Annotated in this window: 13 protein-coding genes; 1 reads left to right on the top strand and 12 read right to left on the bottom strand. The window is 70.9% G+C overall.

Going from position 1 to position 19,069, the window contains the following annotated elements; genetic code table 11:
* Positions 1-89: 89 nt before the first annotated feature.
* The 5 genes from ACS5PM_RS24745 to ACS5PM_RS24765 all read right to left on the bottom strand — a co-directional run bounded on the left by ACS5PM_RS24745 (position 90) and on the right by ACS5PM_RS24765 (position 7,395).
* A complete protein-coding gene (locus tag ACS5PM_RS24745) occupies positions 90-1,493 on the bottom strand; it encodes a DUF3482 domain-containing protein (RefSeq protein ID WP_439390429.1) in 1,404 nt (467 codons plus the stop codon).
* Positions 1,486-2,856, bottom strand: a complete 1,371-nt coding sequence (locus ACS5PM_RS24750) for a DUF2868 domain-containing protein (protein WP_439390430.1) — start codon at positions 2,854-2,856, stop codon at positions 1,486-1,488. Before ACS5PM_RS24750 ends, ACS5PM_RS24745 begins: the two co-directional genes overlap by 8 nt.
* The gene (locus tag ACS5PM_RS24755; RefSeq protein WP_439390431.1) at positions 2,844-4,592 is read right to left on the bottom strand and encodes a GGDEF domain-containing protein; all 1,749 of its coding nucleotides are present in this window, start codon (positions 4,590-4,592) and stop codon (positions 2,844-2,846) included. Before ACS5PM_RS24755 ends, ACS5PM_RS24750 begins: the two co-directional genes overlap by 13 nt.
* A 167-nt stretch (positions 4,593-4,759) precedes the next feature.
* Positions 4,760-6,997 (bottom strand): putative bifunctional diguanylate cyclase/phosphodiesterase, encoded by a 2,238-nt coding sequence (locus tag ACS5PM_RS24760; protein WP_439390432.1) that lies wholly within the window; start codon positions 6,995-6,997, stop codon positions 4,760-4,762.
* The gene (locus tag ACS5PM_RS24765; RefSeq protein WP_439390433.1) at positions 6,994-7,395 is read right to left on the bottom strand and encodes an Hpt domain-containing protein; all 402 of its coding nucleotides are present in this window, start codon (positions 7,393-7,395) and stop codon (positions 6,994-6,996) included. The genes ACS5PM_RS24760 and ACS5PM_RS24765 overlap by 4 nt, the downstream gene beginning before the upstream one ends.
* 194 nt (positions 7,396-7,589) lie before the next feature.
* Between ACS5PM_RS24765 and ACS5PM_RS24770 the strand changes: the two genes are divergently transcribed.
* Positions 7,590-9,218, top strand: a complete 1,629-nt coding sequence (locus ACS5PM_RS24770) for a sensor histidine kinase (RefSeq protein WP_439390434.1) — start codon at positions 7,590-7,592, stop codon at positions 9,216-9,218.
* Positions 9,219-9,236: 18 nt separating this feature from the next.
* On the opposite strand, the gene ACS5PM_RS24775 is transcribed toward ACS5PM_RS24770, so the two are convergent.
* From ACS5PM_RS24775 to ACS5PM_RS24805, 7 genes are all read right to left on the bottom strand, one after another.
* Positions 9,237-9,860, bottom strand: coding sequence for a response regulator (locus tag ACS5PM_RS24775; RefSeq protein WP_439390435.1), 624 nt, complete (start codon positions 9,858-9,860; stop codon positions 9,237-9,239).
* Between the two features lie 118 nt (positions 9,861-9,978).
* Entirely contained in the window at positions 9,979-12,246 is a 2,268-nt protein-coding gene (locus tag ACS5PM_RS24780; RefSeq protein ID WP_439390436.1) for a PAS domain S-box protein, read from the bottom strand.
* A gap of 135 nt (positions 12,247-12,381) precedes the next feature.
* On the bottom strand, positions 12,382-13,596 hold the full coding sequence (locus ACS5PM_RS24785; protein WP_439390438.1) for an EAL and HDOD domain-containing protein: 1,215 nt from the start codon (positions 13,594-13,596) through the stop codon (positions 12,382-12,384).
* A 14-nt stretch (positions 13,597-13,610) separates the two neighbouring features.
* On the bottom strand, positions 13,611-14,807 hold the full coding sequence (gene flgL, locus ACS5PM_RS24790) for a flagellar hook-associated protein FlgL (RefSeq protein WP_439390440.1): 1,197 nt from the start codon (positions 14,805-14,807) through the stop codon (positions 13,611-13,613).
* A 148-nt stretch (positions 14,808-14,955) separates the two neighbouring features.
* Complete coding sequence (gene flgK / locus ACS5PM_RS24795) at positions 14,956-16,917, bottom strand: flagellar hook-associated protein FlgK (RefSeq protein ID WP_439390441.1); 1,962 nt, start codon at positions 16,915-16,917, stop codon at positions 14,956-14,958.
* A 29-nt stretch (positions 16,918-16,946) separates the two neighbouring features.
* Positions 16,947-17,825, bottom strand: coding sequence for a flagellar assembly peptidoglycan hydrolase FlgJ (gene flgJ / locus ACS5PM_RS24800; RefSeq protein WP_439390443.1), 879 nt, complete (start codon positions 17,823-17,825; stop codon positions 16,947-16,949).
* Position 17,826: 1 nt separating this feature from the next.
* Positions 17,827-18,963, bottom strand: coding sequence for a flagellar basal body P-ring protein FlgI (locus ACS5PM_RS24805; protein WP_439390445.1), 1,137 nt, complete (start codon positions 18,961-18,963; stop codon positions 17,827-17,829).
* Positions 18,964-19,069: the final 106 nt, after the last annotated feature.

Here is a 19,069-nt window from a genome sequence, read left to right on the forward strand (position 1 = left end):
GCCAGCTTCCCTCGACTACGCTGGCGTGCGCCGGGTCTGGATCATATTTCGCCCTTGCGCCGCCGAATCCGCCATCAGGTCTCACCCGTTCACGGCGGGCTTCGGGGCAGTTGGCCCAGGGGGCCGGCCAGCCGCGCGACGAGCTTGCGGCGCGCCGGATCCCCGGTGTCCTGCCCTTGCGCACCGGCGGCCCATTCGGGGTGCCCCCGGGCCGGGGTGACCAGGCGCACCAGCGCCTCGGCGGCTGCCGGATCGATGGCCGGAACGACCGCCCGCGGCCAGGGGCCACTTGCTCCATGGCCGCGACGCTCCACGGCCTCCTGCACGGCCGTCAGCCGTCCGGCGAGCACCACGAGCACAGCATCTTCGAGCGTCAGGTCGAGCTGGCCGGTGACGCGGTGCAGGAGCTTCCGGCCGGTGGGTGCCAGGCCCTGGCTGGCGATGCTGCCGACCGCCGCCCCGAGGGCAGCCCCCGCCCCGAGCGACAGCCCTGCCAGCGCCACGTCGGCACCCAGCCCGATCGCCGCACCCAGGGCCGCACCGCCCGCCAGCTTGCCGCCGGCATCCTTGAGCACCTCGGCGTTGAACAGGTCGTCCTCCCAGCGGCCGGCGACGCCGTCGACCAGGCTCGCCGGCTGCGGCCCCGGCTCTTCCGGCGGCAAGCCATGCTGGGCGATCAGACGGCGCTCGCAGGCTTCGGCTTCGGCAATCACCGCGCTCCGGAACCGCTCGATGGCCTGCTGCTTGCGTGCAGGATCCGTGACATCCGCCTTGAACAAGGTCTCCCGCCGGGCCGCCAGGCTGACGACCGTGTCGGCAATGAGGGCCAGGCCGGCTTCGCGACGCCGTTCCCTCTCGGACCTCCAGGCCGCCTCGAGGCCGCCTGCCAAGGGCTGCCGCCCGGCGAGCAGGCCCGCCAGCGCGCGCATCAGCGCCTGCTCGGCGGCCGGATCGGGCGCGAAGGCATCCAGCCGCAGCACTTCGTTCACGCCATGGCCGGCCAGCACCGCGGCCCATTCATCCGGCCGGGCCGCGGGGTGGCCGGGCCGGTTCAGCAGCGCCACGACGGGCCGGCCGCAGGCCCGCAGCAGCTCCAGCGTGCCGCGGTGCTTGGGCAGCACCAGTTCGACGCTGTCGAGCACCAGGACGATGGCGTCGCCTTCCAGCGCCGCTCCCAGCGCCCGCCATTCGCCCGCATGCTCGGCGACCACCTCCGGCTGGCCGAGAAGCGCCTTCAGGCGTTCGGCCGGCGCCGGCTGGGCCAGCCGCGCCAGGCGTTCGCACAGGGCGATCGGGTCCTCGAAGCCCGGGGTGTCGACCCAGTCGAGCAGCGCATCGCCCAGTCGGAGGGGCAGCGGCTCGATGCGGTCGCTGCTCCCTGGCTGCACGCTCACCGAGCCAAACCCCGGCTGCCGGGCCAGCAAGCGGATCAGCGTGGTCTTGCCGGCGTTCACGTGGCCGACGACGACCAGCCGCAGCGGCCGGTCAGTCATGGCCTCGTCCGGCCAGCCAGGCCCTGGCGGAGTCGCCATCGCGCACCACCGCGAGCCCGCGCAAGGCCGATGCCTGCAGCCAGGCCTGCCAGGCCGGATGCTCGTGCTCGCCCTGAAGCCAGAGCGCACCCTGCCCTGCGGGGGCGAACAGCGCCTGCAGGAACCGCTCCGTGCCCCGGTCCGGCGTGGCAGCGGCGCGGCACGCCACCAGCAGACGGTGCGGGCGCGTGGCCAGCGCCTGCTCGATGCAAGCGCGGCGCTCCTCGGCCGTCCCCGCGATGGCCCGTGACCAGGCGCCGGTGGGGAGGGGCTCGCCCAGCGGCTGGGGCGGCCAGGCGGTGTCGGCAGGCAGCTCGAAGCCCAGCAGCGCCAGGGGCACGCGCGGGCCGTCGGTGCGCGTCTGCAGCGCTCCGATTGCGGCCGATGCGGCTATGCGGGCCATGCGCTCGGCGAGTTCTCGGCCCGCGGCGGATTCGATGTCCGCCTGGCCCAAGGCGGGCCAGCGCCGCCAGGCGACGATGGCGCAGCCGGCCAAAGCCACCAGGCGGGGCAGCAGGCCATAGACGAGGGTGCAACCGATCAACCACCACGCGCGCGAAGCCTGGTCGCCGGCGGCCGCCGTGGAGTTGGCCAGGCCCGGGTCGATGAGGGGGAAGCCCAGGCTCGCCGGCAACCAGCCGATGGCTTGCACGACCGAGGCGAAGAAGCCGGGACTGAGGATGGTGGTCTCCCAGCCCAGCGTGTACGACCAGAAGGCAAAGCTTGCCAGCAGTCCCATCAGGATGCCGCTGAAGGCCAGGATCCAGAACCCGTGGTTGAGCGCGCCGAGGGCCCACAGGCCGAGACCGGCCTCGCGCAAGGTCTCTATCGCCGCGGCCCACAGGTGCGGGCTGTGGCGGGTGCGCAGGCCGGGCAGCCGCATCGACAGGGAGACCACCCCGCGTGCGAGCCCGCCGCCGGCATGGCCACGGCCCATCATCAGGCTGCCGCACCACAGCAGCAGGCTGAGCGTGGGCAAGGCCAGCACGGCCGCCAGCGCCCCCAGCAGGTTGATGTGGCGGTCGTGCCCGATGACGGACTTCAGCAGCGGCACCGACAGCAGCCCCACCCCCACGGCGGCGCCGCCCACGAGCCAGGGCAGGAGCGATCGCCAGCGCTCGATCTCGTCGGTCAGCCCGAGCCGGCCGGCCCGTGCCCAGGCCCAGGCCACGATGCGTTCGCGCGCGCCGCCCGAGGCACGCGCCCCCGCCTGCACGGCCTCCTGCTCATCCGCCAGGCCCGACGCCTGGTCGACCGATCGCACCGTGCGCACGACGATGGCATCGAGCCAGCGCGAGCGTCCCATGGTGCTCAGGCCACGCACGTGCGGTTCTTGCCCGTGCGCTTGGCCTCGTACAGCGCCTCGTCGGCGCGTTCCAGTGCCGATTCGATCTTCTCGCCCATGCGGTAGGGCGTCACCCCGGCGGAAAAAGTGACGAAGACCTCCTTGCCGTCGTGCATGAACAGGCTGGCGCTGAGATCCCGCTGCAGACGCGTCAGGACCTTCTGGGCTTCGTCGACCGGCGTGCCGGGCAGCAGAACGACGAACTCCTCGCCGCCGAAGCGGGCGACCACGTCGACCGGCCGCAGGGAGCGCCGCACGTGCTGGGCCAGCGCGACCAGGGCCTGGTCGCCGGCGGCGTGGCCCAGGCTGTCGTTCAGGCGCTTGAAGTTGTCGATGTCGAGCAGGCCGACGGCCAGCGGGCCGCCGTCGCGCTCCAGGCGCGACCTCTCGGCCTCGAAGGCCTGCATCAGGCCCCGGCGATTGGCGACCTGGGTCAACGCGTCGGTGCCGACCTCGTCGGACAGGCGTCGCAGTTCGAGCTCCAGCGACCTCACCTGCTCTTCGAGTTCAGTGGCACGCTGGTGCTCGCCGGCCAGTCGCTCGCGGGTGCTGGACACCAGCCCGTGCACCGCGCGGCTGTCGTCGACCATCTCGCGCACCACGCCAGCCAGCGACTCCAGCGAATCGGCGCGCTCGACCGTCTCGGCATAGCGCAGCATGCCTTCGCTGAAGCGGCCGGTGTGCTGGTCGAGCTCGCCGAGCTCGGCCAGCATGCGCTGGATGAGCTGCTTGAGTGCATCGCGCGCCTTGTCGCGATCGCCGCGCAGCTCCTGCTGGCGGGCGCGCGCCTGGGCCAGCAGCAGGCTGGCCGACTGGACGGCCCGCGCGCTCGGTGGCCCGGACAGGCGCTCGCGCAGGCTGGCCACCTGGCCCTGGACCCAGCTGTCGTCCTCGGCCAGCTCGGTCAGGCCTTCGGTCAGCTCGCGGCTGAAGCGGTGCACCTGGTCGAGCAGGTGATGCCTGTGCGCCAGCAGGCGGTTGGCGCGCTGGCACAGGGCGCTGGTCTCGGCCGCCAGCTCGGGCGTCGCGCCTTCGTGGGCTATCCGCCTGGCGACGGCCTTCAGCTCGTCGGCCAGCTCCATCGCCCGCTCGGAATCCGCGGGCAGCGCGGCCTGCACCGTGCCGTGCAAAGGGGCGACGACGTCCGGCCAGGCGGCCGGCACTTCCGCGGCCAGGGCAGGCGGCGCGTGTGCCGCCTCGGCCGGCGCGGCGGGGGCCTCTTCGGTGCCGGGCGCCGAGGGCGCCGAGCCCTCGTCGCCATCCCAGGATCCGACCAGCTGGCGCAACCGATGCAGCAGGCGCTGCATGTCACCGCGGCTGGAATCGAGCACGCGCTGCAGGCTCTCCTTCTTGCGCGCGCTCGTCCACTGCTTGCCTCCGCGCTCCAGGCCGCGCGTGAGCCGCTCGATCAATTGCGCCCAGGCCTGCGACTGCGCCGCCGCCGCTTCACCGCTGCGCTCCAGCCATCGCAGGGCGTCGTCCCATTCGCCGTTCTGCAGCAGCTGCACCAGCTCGGCCCGCTGCGCAGGGTCTTCGGACAGTCTTTGCGCGATGCGCTCGGCCAGCGGCCTGGCACGCGCGGGCAGCCCGCCGGTGGCGCGCGCCTCGCCGCTTTCTTCTGCCCACGCCTGAGCGTAGTTCTCTGGCGTGGGCTCCAGCTTCGCCAGCGCCAAGCGGCGCAAGGCGGCCTTCGCGATCTGAGCCGGCGTGTTCATCTCACCCTGCGACTACGCGAACCACCCCAGGGCGTGCGCGGATCCGGCTCCGCCGGTCCGCTGCGCGAGCCCCCTCGGGGGGCAGGCCCCTGGCAGGGGGCCGTGGGGGCACCATGTCTCGAGCCCCCTCGGGGGCAGGCCCCGGGAGGGGCCGTGGGGGCTCCATGTCAGGTGCCGTGTTCGCGCCGCGCCCGCGGCGCGAGGGCCGGGCTGCGCTGCCAGTCGCCCTGGCCGGCGATGATCTGCTGCTGGTTCCAGGGGCCGATCTGGTGGCCCGGCACCGGGCGCGAATACAGGAAGCCCTGCATCAGGTCGCAACCCTCGTTGACCAGCGCCTGCTGCTGCGCCAGCGTCTCCACGCCTTCGGCGATCACCCTGAGCTCCAGCACCTGGGCCAGCGAGATGATGGTCCTCGCCACGGCCGTGCCCTTGTGGGTCACGGCCATGTTCTTGACGAACGAGCGGTCGATCTTGACCTCGGAGATGGGCAGGTCGGTCAGGCGCGAGAGCGAGGAGTAGCCGGTGCCGAAGTCATCCACCGAGATCTGCACGCCCATCTCGTTCAGGCGCTGCAGCGTGGGCTGGATGCTCTGCAAGTCCTTGACCAGGCTTTCCTCGGTGATCTCGAGCTGGATCATGCGGTGCGGCAGGCCGTGCGGGCTCACCGCGGCGTGCACCAGCTCGACCATGTCCTTCTGAAGGAACATGCGATAGGGCATGTTGACCGCCACCGTGCCGTCGAAGCCAAACTCCTGCTGCCATTCGCGGGCCTGCTTGGCGGCCTCGCGCAGGACCCATTCGCTCATCGGCACGATCAGGCCGGTCACCTCGGCCAGGGGGATGAACTCGTTGGGCGGCACCAGCTGGTCGCCCCTCTTCCAGCGCATCAGGGCCTCCACGCCGACCATGCGGCCGGTGGAGACCTCGACCTGCGGCTGGTAGTGCAGCACCAGCTCGTCGCGCTCGATCGCCTTGTGCAGTGCCGTCTCGAGCTCGAGCTTCTCGCGCCCGCGGGTGGCGCCCTGGGGGCTGTAGACCGCGAGCCGGTTGCGGCCGTCGTCCTTGGCGCGGTACATCGCCACGTCGGCGTTGCGCATCAGGTCGTGCACGTTCGTGCCGTCGCGCGGGTACAGCGCGATGCCGACGCTGGCGGTGGCAAAGCACTCCTGGCCGCCGGCGTAGACGGGCTCGCGAAGGACATCGAGGATGCGCTGGCCGACGCGCTCGGCATCGTGCTCGTCGCCCACCTCGGGCAGCAGGGCGATGAACTCGTCGCCGCCCAGGCGACCGACCGCCTCCAGCGAGCGGTGGGTGCGGGTGCCGGCCGATTCGACGACGCCCTCGACGATCTGGTCGGAGTGACGCACGCAGCTACGCAGGCGGGCCGACACCTCGATCAGCAGCTCGTCGCCCGCGGTGTGGCCGAGCGTGTCGTTGATGTTCTTGAAGCGATCGAGGTCGATCATCAGCAGGGCCACCTGGTGGCCCAGGCGGCGCGCGTACTCCAGCGCGCGCTCGGTGCGCCAGACCAGCTGGCGCCGGTTGGGCAGGCTGGTCAGCGCGTCGTTGTTGGCCAGGCGGCGCACCGTGTCCTCGGCCTGGCGGCGGTCGGTCACGTCCTGCACGATGCCGGTGTAGCCGATGCAGTGGCCGTGCTCGGCGAACTCGGGCTCGGCCTCGACGTGCAGGATGCGGAAGCGCCCGTCGGGCAGGTTCATCGGCACGTCGGTGGCGAAGACCGAGACCTGCTGCAGCACCTCGCGCGCGGAGCGCAGCAGCGCGCGGCGATCCGACGGCGGGATCGAGCGCATCAGGTAGTTCAGGCCCGGCTGGTCGTCGGGGCCGAAACCGAACACCCGCAGCGCTTCTTCCGACAGGTCGAGCCCGCGGCTCAGCGGCTGGCTGGGGTCGTACCACCAGTCGAAGCTGCCCATGCGGGCGAGATCCTGGGCGCGGGCCAGCTTGGACTTGCTGCGCGCGAGCTCGAGGTTGGTGCGCGAGGCGCGCAGCATGTAGCGCAGGCGGCCGGCGAGCAGGCTCCACTGGTTGGACTTGACGAAGAAGTCGGTCGCGCCGGCCTGGTAGGCCTTGTTGATCGAGCCTTCGTCGTCCAGGCCGGTGAGCATGAGCACCGGGATGTTCTCGAAGCCGTACATGCGCCGCAGCTCGCGGCAGGTCTCGAAGCCGTCGAGGCCTGGCATGCGGGCGTCGAGCACGACGAGGTCGGGCGTCCAGTCGCGCAGCAGGCGCAGGGCCGATTCGCCATCGGTGGCCTCGGTGATGTCGAAGCCGTGCTGGGTCAGCGCGGCCGACACCAGCATCAGGTTCACCTCATCGTCGTCGACGAGCAGCACACGGGGCCGCTCGGCATGGCTGAATCCGAGATTGGTACCCGCGGCCGTCATGAGGCTGCCGGCCCCAGTTGCGCCTGGACTGCATCGCGCACGCGGGCCGCCTCGCTGAAGAACCGGTCGAGGCGGGGCTCGAGCTGGTCGAACTCCTGGCGCCGGATCCGGCCTTCGACATCGGCACAGATGTCGGAGAACAGCAAGGCGCCGACGCTGGCCGAGGCGGACTTCAGCGTGTGCGCCGCACGGGCCAGGACATCCCACTGGCCGTTGGCGCGGGCCTGGCGCGCTTCGGCCTCGTGACGCTCCAGCGAGCGGATATAGGTGCCCAGCACGCGAGCGACGAAGCCGGTGCCGCCGCTCGGATCCAGCTGGCGCAGCTGATCGAGGCTGGCCGGGTCGAGCACGGTGCGGTTCGGGTCGTCGGCAGAGGACGTGGGCCGGGCTTCCAACATGGTTCCAAGGGGGGCTGCGGACCCAATATACATCCTGAGAGCATCGGTCGAGCCGAGGTGTCGCGTCAAGGTTGCATTGGCCCGCAAAATCCGCCGATCCCGTCTTTTTTGCGGATCTTTTGACAGCGGCGACCGCCTTCGGCACAGGGGTTCCTACCGCAGCGGATGCAGGGGCGCTCCTTACAATGGACCGCATGGCTCGCCTCACCCGCCCGCCTCGTGGCCTCCTGCGCGGGCGCGGCCTCACGATGGCGCTGATCGTCTCGGCGCTGATCTCCGGCATCGTGGCCTTGCTGTGGCAGATCGCGGTGCCGTCGGCCACGTCCCCGGCAGCCAGCTATGCATGGCTTGCCATGCTCGCATTCGGTGCGGCGTGTGCCGCGGCGGGCATGGCGTGGAGCCACCAGCGCAACGCCGGCCGCCTGCGCGAAGCGCGTCTGGGCCAGCAGCTCGCCTCGCAGCTGGTGGATGCCTGGCTCTGGGAGAGCGACGCTCAACACCGCCTGCGCCAGTGGCGTCCGCCGCCTGGCGCACCGGCCGCGGACTGGGCCGATGCCCGTCCGCTGGGCAGCCCGGTGTGGGAGCAGTTCGATCTGGGCGACGAGCACGCCGGCGCGCTGCGGGCGCGGCTGGAGGCCCAGGCGCCGCTGGAGCCGCTGCGCGTGCGCCGCCAGGCCGATGCACAACCCTGGCGCCTGCGCGCCTACCCGCAGTTCGACGGCGAAGGTCGCTTCAACGGCTACGTCGGCACCGCCGAGCCGCTGGGCGACGACGAGCGGCGGCGCTTCGCGCAGGCGCTGCTCGCCAAGGTCTGGCCCGAACTGGACGTGCCCGCCCTGGCGCTGCGTGACGGGGGCCACGGCGCCAGGGCGCGCGACGGCGGCCACTGGCAGGTCGCCGCGCTGTCTTCGAATGCGGCCCAGTTGCTGCAATGGGGCGAGTCCCACGACGGCGCCCTGCCCACCTGGACCGAGGCCCGCAGCCGGCTGCCGGCCCCCCTGGCGGAGTCGCTGGACACGCTGGAGCCCGGGCAGACCCTCGACGCGGGCGACTGGACCGCCTGCGTGCTGAAGCTGGGCGAAGAGGATGGCGCCTGCGCAGGCCGCCTGCTGCTGCTGCGGCCGAAGACGGCCGCCGAGCCGGCCGACGCCGCGGCGGTCGAAGAGCAGGCCTCCTTCGCCTATTCAGTCTCGCACGACCTTCGCGCCCCCATCCGCGTGGTCGAAGGCTTCGCCCGCATCCTGAAGGAAGACTACGGCCGCTTCCTGGACCGCATCGGCAACGACCACCTGGAGCGGGTGCTGGCCGCCGCCGCGCGCATGAACAGCATGATCGACGCGCTGCTCGCCTTGTCCCGGCTGCAGCAGCAACCGCTGTCGAAGAAGCCGGTCGACCTGTCCCAGCTGGCCACCTACATCCTCGAGGACCTTCGCCGCGAGCATCCCGACCGGGTGGTGGAGGCGCACGTCGAGCCCGGCATGCTGGTGCACGGCGACCCGACCCTGCTGCGCATCGCCCTGGAGAACCTGCTCGGCAACGCCTGGAAGTACTCGGGCCAGGTCCCGGTGGCGAAGATCGAGTTCCGCCACGAGTCGCACCAGAACCAGCGGGTGCTGATGGTGGCCGACAACGGCGCCGGCTTCGACATGCGCTTCGCCGACCGCCTCTTCGGCGTCTTCCAGCGCCTGCACAGCGCCAACGACTTCCAGGGCACGGGGGTCGGCCTGGCCTCGGTTCGCCGCATCATTCGCCGCCACGGCGGCGACATCTGGGCCGAGGCCGAAGTCGGCAAAGGCGCCCGCTTCTACTTCACCTTGAGCTGAGGACTTGAAGCCCCCACGCTAGCCGGCGCCGGGGCGGGAGAGGAGTTCGACGGCGTCGATGAGGGCGGTGGCCTGCGCGTGCAGCGAGCGGCCGTCGGCTTCGGCCAGGCGGTTCAATCGAGCCAGGGCCTCGGCGCGGGGCAGCGAGTAGCGGTGCATCAGCACCCCCACCGCGATGGGCACCGGATCTGACAAGGCGTCGCCCGCCGGTGCGGCTGCCATCGCGCTTGGCTGGGGGCCCGGGAGTGTCGGGATGCGGCGGGCGCGCACGCTCGACAGCGCCGCCTCCACCGTCGGCACGATCTGCGAGATGTCCAGCGGCTTGACGAGGTAGGCCACGGCGCCGAGGGCCTTGACCTCCGCCACCGTGGCGTCGTCGGCGAAGGCCGAGAGGAACATGAACGGCGTGCCCAGCGAACTGCGCAGGTAGGCGGCGACGTCGAAGCCCGACTTGCCCTCCATGCGGATGTCCAGCAGCGCCAGGTCGGGCTTGTGCTCGCGGGCCAGGAGGATGGCGTCGTCGCCGTTGTCGGCGTCTATCACCTCGTAGCCGGCGCGCGCCAGGCCGTGGGTGACGGTGGCCAGCACCAGCCGGTCGTCGTCGACGACCAGGATCTTGCCCTTCATGCCGGTGGCGCTCATTTCAATCCCTTGCGATGCCTTGCATCGATCCCGGCGGCCGGGCGGCGCTCATTTCCGCGGAATCCCTCCGCGCGATTTTCCGCGGAATCCGTCCTCACGATTGTCGCCCAAGCGCTGCTCACAGCGGCTCCAGCAGCGTCACCGCCGGCCGCTCCAGGCGCAGCGTTGCCACCACCTCCTCGCCCTGCTGTTCCAGCGTCATGGCGGCGCCCTTGCGAGGCAGCAAGGCCCGCACCAGGCCCAGGCCGGAGATGCCAGGGGGCACCTGGGCCAGGTTGAAGCCCGCCGGCAGGCGGCTGTGGCTGCTCACGCAGATGCGCACCGCGGCGGCCTCGCAATCCAGCCGGCAGGCCACGGAGGCTTCGCCGCCCTGCTGCGCGCTGTGCTTGACGGCGTTGGTGAGCAGTTCGTTCACGGTCAGCGCAATCGGGATCGAATCGGCCTCGGTCAGCGCAAAGCGGTGCGGCGCCGGTCCGTTCACCTCGCAGCGGATGGCGCGGCCGAACATGCGCTGGACCGACTGCGAGATCGCCTCGATCACCCCGCGCACCCGCAAGGGGCCGGTCATGCCCACCTGCAGGCCGTGCACCTGCGCGATCGCATGCACCTGGCCCACGGCCTCGGCCAGGGCCGCCGCCGCCTCGGGGTGGCGCTGCGCGTTCTGCTGCAGCAGGCCGGCGACACCCTGCAGGTTGTTCTTGATGCGGTGATGCACTTCCTTCACCAGCATCTCGCGCTGCGCGATGGCCGCGTCGAAACGGGCCTGCTCGGCAGCGCGCTGTTCGGTCACGTCGCTGGCCACCAGCAGCAGGTGGTCCTCGCCGCCATTGGCGGTGTCGCGCAGAGAGACGATGCGCACGTCCCACTCGCGCGCCGGCTCGCCGGTGTCCGGGTCGGCATCGCGGTGCAGCTCGCGCCTCACCACCTCCCGCGTCGCGACGGCGTGGTGCAAGTCGGTGGACAGGGCCGCCGCCTCGGGGCCGGGCAGCCACAGCGAGGGCGGCCGGCCGATGATCTCGGCCGCCGGACGACGCGCGAACTCCGACAGCATCTGGTTGAGCTGGAGCACCTGCAGCCCGCGGCCGTCGAACAGCGCGATGGCCAGGGGAGCCGTCTCGATGATGCGCTGCAGGCTCGCCTGGGCCTGCGCGATCTGGTTCTCGGCCTGGCGCCGGCGCTCGATGTCGAGCAAGGCGAACGTCAGCTGCCCGGCACCGGCCTCGCTGCCGGTCAGCACCGCATTGCCGACGACCCAGAACTCGCGCCCGTCGCGCGCGACCAGCTTGCACTCGAAGGTCTCGGCCTGGCCTTCGGCCAGCATGCTGGCCCAGTCCGTGCGGCGCAAGGGGTGGCCTGGCTCGGGCGAGGCCACCACCGAAATGGGCTGGCCCTGGAAGTCCGCCAGCTCGCCGCCGAACATCCGGCGTGCCGAGCGGTTCATCCACTCGATGCGGTTGGCGTCGACAGTGACGATGCCGACCAGCACCGAATCCAGCACCGCGCGGGTGCGGTCGGTCTGCAGCAGAAGCGATTCGCGCACCCTCGCCTGCTCGGCCAGCAGCAGCTCGTTGTGGCGGCGGGCGTTTTCCTCGTCGGTGATGTCGAGCGTGACCACGCTCATGGCCGGCCGTTGCGGCCCCAGCTCGGCGGGCTCGACGCGGGTCAGCAGCCAGCGCCGGCCGGTGTCGGGGTGACGCACCGCGTAGCGCACCTCGACGCGCTCGCGGCTGCGCAACGCCTGCTGCAGTCGGCCGTAGTCGGCCAGCGATTCGCTCTCGACGACGTCGCGGCCGATCGACAGCTGCGAGAGCTGCGACGTAGAGGAGCTGCCGGAAACCGCTGCTGCCGTCTGCGCACCGGCCGGCGGACGCAGTGCGGCTGCCGATGTCCAGCCCTGCTCGACATCCCAGGTGGCCACGCCCACCCCGGCGGTGCCCATCAGCGCGTTGATCTGCACCGCCGCACGGGCCGCGTCATCCTGCAGGGCCAGGTCCTCCACCTGCAGCAGCCAGCGCGCCGGCGAACCGAGAGTGGGTGCGACCAGTCGGCGCACCCGCGCACGAACGTGCACGCGGCGGCCGCCGACACCATCGACCCAGGCTTCTTCGGCGACGTCCTCCGGCCAGCCCAGCCATTGCCCGGCCTGCCAGCCCAGCAGGTGTTGCCAGCTTGGTGGCAGTGCGGGCAATCCTCGCGCATCGGCACCTGCAGGACTCAGGGCCTCCCACGGCCCGTTGGTGCGCAGCAGCCGCCCGCCGGGATCGGCCAGGGCCAAACCCACGGGGCTCAGCTCGAACAGCGCTCGAAGCTCGGCCGACACCTCGTGGCCGCCCTCGTCCTGCGTCAATCGGTTCTGCTGGCGGCGGGACGAGAAGATGGGTGGCATGGGCAGCGAGGGTACAACCGGCCGAGTTTAAGGGCCGTCTTTTGCGCCCGGACCGACCGCGCCGCGCACGAATTGGCACTCCTGACCGGTCCCGCCCCGCGGCGGGCCTCCAGGCGCGTGCGCGGATCCGAAGGGCTACTCGTTCCTCAACTGCCGGGCGATGCCCATGGCCTTCAGCGCCGCGCGGTTCACCTCGCCCGAGGACATGAGCATGGCGCTGCTGCATTCCCGGATGTCTATGGGCGACTCCATCTCCACCGCCATGGCCAGGTCGAGGTAGGGCTGGTACGGGCCTTCGCCATCGACCAGCGCCTGCTGCACCCGCTCGGGCACCGGCAGCGTGCCCAGCAGCTGGCCGAAGGTCTGTCCCAGCATCCGGTCCAGCAGCGAGAACACGCCGCACAGGAAGACCTCGTTGCGGGTCGTCTCATCGCCGTGCTGGCGGGCCAGCTCTTCCATCAGCACGCCCCGGCGCACGGCGAGGAACATCATCGGCTTGAGGTCCGGATCGTCGATGGCACTGGTCATCAGCAGCGCCAGCCAGCGCTTGAGCCGACCGTAGCCCAGCATCATCAGCGCGTGCGAGAAGGAGTTGATCTCCACCGACAGGCCGAAGCCCGGCGAGTTGATGTAGCGCATGAGCCGGAAGGCCAGCGACGGGTCGCTGCGCAGCACCGCCTCCAGCTTCGCCGCGGGCTCTTCGCGATCGACGCGCTGGATCAGGTCCATCACGACCTGCACGCTGCCCGGGACGCCCTTCTTCGGCTTGCTGCCGTCCGGCGCCTCGCCGAGCGGCCAGCCCAGCACGGCCTGCGCGCCACGCTTGAAGCTTTCACCCGCCTCGGCCGGGGTGGCATTGCCGGACTGCACGAAGGGCAGGACGCGTGCGGTGCCGGCCGGGGGCGGCGCGTTGGTAAGGCGGCGGTCGTCGGCGCGGTCGACGATGGCGAGCTTGAAGCAGGTCATCAGGTCGGACGGCAACGGCGCCAGCGGACGGCCCTTGAGCACCATCGCCAGGCCTTCGCCGGCACGTTGGCGGATGCGTTCGCCCCAGGCGGGCTCGCCGGCGAGGAAGGCGGGCACCTCGACCATCAGGTGAGGCGGCGTCTTGATGTCCATCAGCGCCGCGAGCCAGCCTTCGCTGGTGAGGTTCAGCGACATCGGGCCCGACTCGGAAGGCCAGGCCTCCTGCAGCGCCGCCATCAGCCCGTGGGGGTCGACCGGCGTGGCCTCGCTGGCCGGATGCACCGTCAGCCGCACCGCCATCGGCTGGCGCTTGGCATCGAACATCGCCCCGCAGCCGAGGACGAGGTGCTCGAGGATGGGATGCGTGCCGGGGGCATTGCTCATGGGCGGTGCTTTTCTCAGGTCTTGATGTAGTCGAACAGCGACATGCGCTGCATCGTCGAGTAGGTCTGCAACGCGGCCTGGTAGCCGGTCTGCTGGTTCTGGAAATCCGAGATCGCCTGGACCATGTCGAGGTCCTCGGCATCGGAGCGGGTCGACTCGCCGAACAGCTTGAGATCATCCAGCCGGCCGTCGACAGCGTCAATGCGGTTGAGGACTTCGCCGGTCATGGCGCGGGCCGACTGCAGGTGGTCCGCGGCGCCATCGAGGTCGCGCAGGCCATTCTGCACCGTCTGGGTCACCTGGGCCCCTGTGCGCAGCGGGGTCTTGAGCTCGCTCACCACCCGGTCCAGCGCGTCGAAGACGCTGAGGTCGTCGCTGGCCGGGGCCAGCTCGAAGTCGTCGCCGTCGGCGGGCGTGCCGGTGATGTTCACGGCCATGCCGTCGACCTCGATCGCCTGGCCCGACACAAACGGCTGGTTGGCGATGCCGGTGTCCACGCCATCGGAGCGGGTGATCGAGTAGGTCGTCGAGCCGCCGCTGTTGCTGAAGCTGATGGTGTAGCTCGCGCCGGTGATCTTGTCGGGCGCGGTGACGCGGCCCGCATCGATCCAGGCGTTGGTGCTGTCGACGTTGCGCGTCTCGAAGATGCCGTTGCCGCTGGGCGATGACAGCCACACCTCGCCGCCGTCCAGCGTCAAGGGCAGAGGCTCTTCCGATGCGACGCGCACCGCACCCCCCGTGCCGACATAGTCGACGCCGCCCGGGCGCTCCAGGAACGGCGGGCGCCCGGCCCCCTGTCCGGAGAAGACGTAGCCGCCCGAGCCATCGCTGCGATTGGCCACGCTCATCAGCTGCTTGCGGATGGCCGCGATCTGGTTGGCCACGTCGGCGCGCTCGGCATCGCTGTAGCTGGCATTGCCGGCCGCCACGACCAGTTCGCGGGCCTGCTGGATCAGCTCTCCCCCATCGGCCAGTGCCGATTCGGTCAGTGTCATCGAGGTGCGGCTCGCGTCGACCGCACGCTGGGTGGACTCCGAGCGCTGGATCAGCGCCCGCGCCCGCTCGGCGCGCGCCGCGGCGGTCGGGTCATCACTCGCGCGCAGCACGCGCAGGCCGCTCGTCAGACGCTGCTGCGCGTCGGTCAGCTCGTTCTGCCGGGTCTGCAGGTTGTTGATGGAGGCGGCGTAGTTGAGATAGGAGGAGGTACGCATCGTGGTATTTCGTCTCAGTGAGTCCAACGCGTCCCGGATGACACGCCATCAACCGAACCAAGGGATTTGCGCGGATCCGGCTTTGCCGGTCCGCTGCAAAAGCCCCCTCGGGGGGCAGCGACCGGCAGGGAGCGTGGGGGCCTCATGTTCAGCTGCCGATCTGCAGCATGGTGTCGAACACCGACTGGGCCACCTGCAGCACCTTGGCGGCGGCCTGGTAGCCCTGCTGGTACTGGATGAGGCGGGCCGCCTCCTCGTCGAGGTTCACCCCGGTCTTGGAGGCCACTGCTTCCTGGGCCTGCGTCGACGCGGCGGCGGAGATGTCGGCCGAGACGCTGGCGCTCTGCACGCGCACGCCGACGTCGGCCATGGTGTCCGCATAGGCGTCGGTGACCTTGGAGCCTTCGATGTAATTGCCGCTCGCGTCCAGCGTGCGGCCGACGAATCGTTCGTCGGCCAGGCCGGCCTGGGCGAGTGCATTGCCGTTGTTGGTGGCCGGGTAGAGCGTCTTGTCGACGGTGACGCTGTCGCCGGTGGCCGGCACGCCGTTGAGCGAAAGCGCGAAGCCGTTCATCTCGATGGGCTCGCCCGCCGTCCAGGTCCCGGTGCCGCTGCTGTTGAGCGCGCCGGTGTTGCGGTCCCTAAGCTCCCAGGTGTAGCTGCCGGTGTCGTTGCTGAAGGTGATGGTGGCGGTGAGGTTGGGGTCGACGCTGCCGTCGGTCATCAACAGCTTCTCGACCGAGGCGGTGCCGGTGTTGTCGACGCCCATGGCGGCCTGCACCGGTTGCGCGGCGGCGATGCCGTTCGGGTCGTCGACGGCGCGGGCCATGCCGGCCGCCGCGCGGCCCACCGGCTGCAGGAGGAAGCGGTCGCTGGCCGCGGGCGCGGGCGTGCCGATGTGGATGGTGAAGCCGTCCACCGAGTCGCCGTCGGCGACGCTGCGGGTCACGCCGTCTGACAGTCGCACGAGCTTGTACTGGCCGGCGTTGTTCGGGTCCGCCTGCAGCGAGTAGTCGCTGGCCTGCAGCAGGCTGGCGTCGGACACGTCCAGCGTCACGTCGGAGATCAGCTCGCCGTTGGCATCGCGCGCGTTGCTCGCGGCCGCAAGGGCCTGCGGCGCCCCGATGGTGAACAGCGGGCTGCCGGTGTTGCCGTTCAGGTCGACGCCCAGCGATTGAGCATGATTGACCTCGGCGGCGAAGGCCACGGCCATCTGGCCCACGCGGTTGCGCGCATCGACCAGGTCCTCGTTCTGGAACTTCAGCAGCCCGGCCATCGAGCCGCCGGTGATCAGCTCGTCGCCCAGCGCCAGGGACTGGTCGTCGGAAGAAATGGCGAGCGACACGCGCGAAGGGTCCAGGTCATCGGTCTGCACCGTCAGCGTGGCGGACTCGGCGCCGAGCACCAGGCGGTGGCCCCCGGCCACGAAGACCCCCATGGTGCCGTCGGACGCGGGGATGGTGGTCACGTTGACGTACTCGCTGATCTTGGCGATGAGCTGGTCGCGCTGGTCGAGCAGGTCGTTGGGCTGCTGCGTCGAACCGCGATTGGCCGAGATCTGGGCATTGATGTCGGCCACGCGGGCGGCCAGCGCGGTGACCGTGGCGGCCGAGGTCTTCATGTCGCTGCTCACGCCGGCCTGCAGGATGTCCAGCCGTGCCGCGGTGTTGGAGAAGCGATCGGCCACGTCGGAGGCGCGGGCCAGCACCGCCTGGCGCGCCGCGTTGTCGGCCGGCGCGTTGGCCAGGTCGACCATGGAGGAGAAGAAGTCGCCCATCGCATAGCCCAGCCCCTGCTCGCCGGTGGGGAACAGGTCCTCGAGCTGCGTGAGCTGGGTGTGGCGGGCGTCATCCGCCGAGGCCATGGCCTTGGCGGCCGCGGCCTGCATGGTGAGGAACTGGTCGTGCGCCCGCTTGACGTTGACGACGTTGACGCCCTTGCCGAAGAAGCCCGCGCCGGTGAACTGGCCGTTGGCCGTGGCCAGCTCGGCCTCCTGCCGCGAGTAGCCCTCGACGCTGGAGTTGGCGATGTTGTGGCCGGTGACGTTGAGCTGCGCCGTGTTGGCGAACATCGCCCGCATCCCGATCGACATAAGGGTGGAACTGGGCATGCGTGGCTCCCGTCAGCAGGCGTGCGCCGTCAGGCGGTGGTGCTGCGTTGCAGGCGCAGCGTGGTGTTGATGACCTTGGACAGCTTCTCGGCGTAGGCCGGGTCGGTGGCATAACCCGCGCGCTGCAGGCCCTGGGCGAAGCCGTGGGCGTTGTTGCGCGCGGCCACCACCTGCTCGTAGCGGGGGTTGGTCTTCATCAGCTGCGCATAGTCGGCAAAGCTCTCGGCGTAGCTCGAGTAGGCGCGGAACTTCTGCACCATCTTGCGCGGCTGGCCGTTGACGTACTCGGTGGTCACCACGTCGGCGGTCGGCCCGTTCCAGTTGCTGCCGGCCTTGATGCCGAACAGGTTGTGGGCCGGCGTGCCGTCTTCGTGGCGGATCTCCTTGCGGCCCCAGCCCGTCTCGTGCGCGGCCTGGGCGATCATGAAGGAGGCCGGGATGCCGGTCGCCTGCTCGGCACGGGCCGCGGCGGTCTGGTGCTGTTGCACGAAGCCGGCGGCGGCCTGCTGCGGCAGCTTGACTTCCGCATTCGGCTTGAACGGATTGATGGGCGTGCGGTTGGCGCTCTCGTTCTTCGGGATCGGGCCGGGGTTCATGCCCATCTGCCGCTCGAGCTGGCGCGCGATGACGTCGGACAGCCCGCCCGGCTGGCCCGAGAGCTTGCCGGCCCATTGGGTGTCCAGCATCTCCGAGCCCAGCTTGGTGGCCTCGTTGTCCAGCATGCCCGACGACTGCGTCGACTCGCGCATGGTCTTGAGCAGCTGCTGCATGAACATCGACTCGAACTGCTTCGCGGCCTCGCGCACCGCGGCCTTCGGATCCTTCGCCGCGGAGGTCTTCAGCGACTCCAGGCCGCGCGCGTCACCGTAGCCGGTGCGGGCGAGTGACGCGGGATTGCCGACGCTCATTTCAGATGACTTCCAGCTCGGCTTGCAGCGCGCCGGCCGACTTCATGGCCTGCAGGATGGCGAGCAGGTCCTGCGGCGTCGCGCCGAGCGAGTTCAGGGCCTTGACCACGTCGGCCAGCTGCGCGCCGGCCGGCAGCGCGATGATGGAGCCGCCCTGTTGGGTGATGGAGATGTCGGACTTCTCCTTGGCCACCGTCTCGCCGGACGACAAGGCGCCGGGCTGGCTGATGACGGGCGAAGTACTGATGGTGACCGACAGGCTGCCGTGCGCCACCGCGCAGGGCGCGAGCGTGACGGACTGGTTCAACACGATGGAGCCGGTGCGCGGGTTGAGCACGATCTTGGCCGCGGGCTTGGCCAGGTCGAGCGGCAGGTTCTCGATGTCGGCCAGGAACGAAATGCGTGAGTCGCTGTCCATCGGCGCCTTCACGCGCACGACGCGGCCATCCACCGCCTGCGCCGTACCGGCGCCCTTGACGGCATTGATGGCCTGGGCCACCGAGCGGGCGGTGGCGAAGTCGGCCGAATTCAGGTCGAGCTGGATCGAGTCGCCCTGGTTGAGCGGCGTGGGGACGGCACGCTCGACGGTCGCGCCCTGCGGCACGCGGCCACCGGACAGGTGGTTGATCTGCACCTTGGAGCCGTTGGCCGAAGCACCGGCTCCGCCCACGATGAGGTTGCCCTGGGCCACGGCATAGACCTGGCCGTCGGCGCCCTTGAGCGGCGTAGCCACCAGCGTGCCGCCGCGCAGGCTCTTGGCATTGCCGATGGAACTCACGCTGACGTCGATCTGCTGGCCCGGCTGCGCAAACGCGGGCAGCGAAGTGGTGACCAGCACCGCCGCGATGTTCTTCAGCTGCATCGAGGTGCCGGGCGGCACGGTGATGCCCATCTGCTGCAGCATCGACGTGATGCCCTGCTGCGTGAATGGCGTCTGCTGGGTCTGGTCGCCGGTGCCGTCCAGGCCGACCACGAGGCCGTAGCCGATCAGCTGGTTGGGCCGCACGCCCTGCACGGTCGCGACTTCCTTGATGCGCTGCGCCGCTTGCGCCGGCCAGGGCCACCACAGGGCCGCGCTGGCCACCAGGGCGGTCAGTGCCATCGCTGCGCGCAGGAGTCGGTCGGTGGGGGTGTTCATGTCGGCAACCGGTTGGTGCCCCCTGGGTTCGTCTTCGACGATCCCGCCCCCCAAGGGGTCAAGGAACTCGGCAGCGAGCCGGCGTTCCTTGAGGGCTCTTGCCAAC

This window comes from Ideonella flava, from assembly GCF_051857595.1.
Lineage (GTDB): Bacteria > Pseudomonadota > Gammaproteobacteria > Burkholderiales > Burkholderiaceae_C > Ideonella.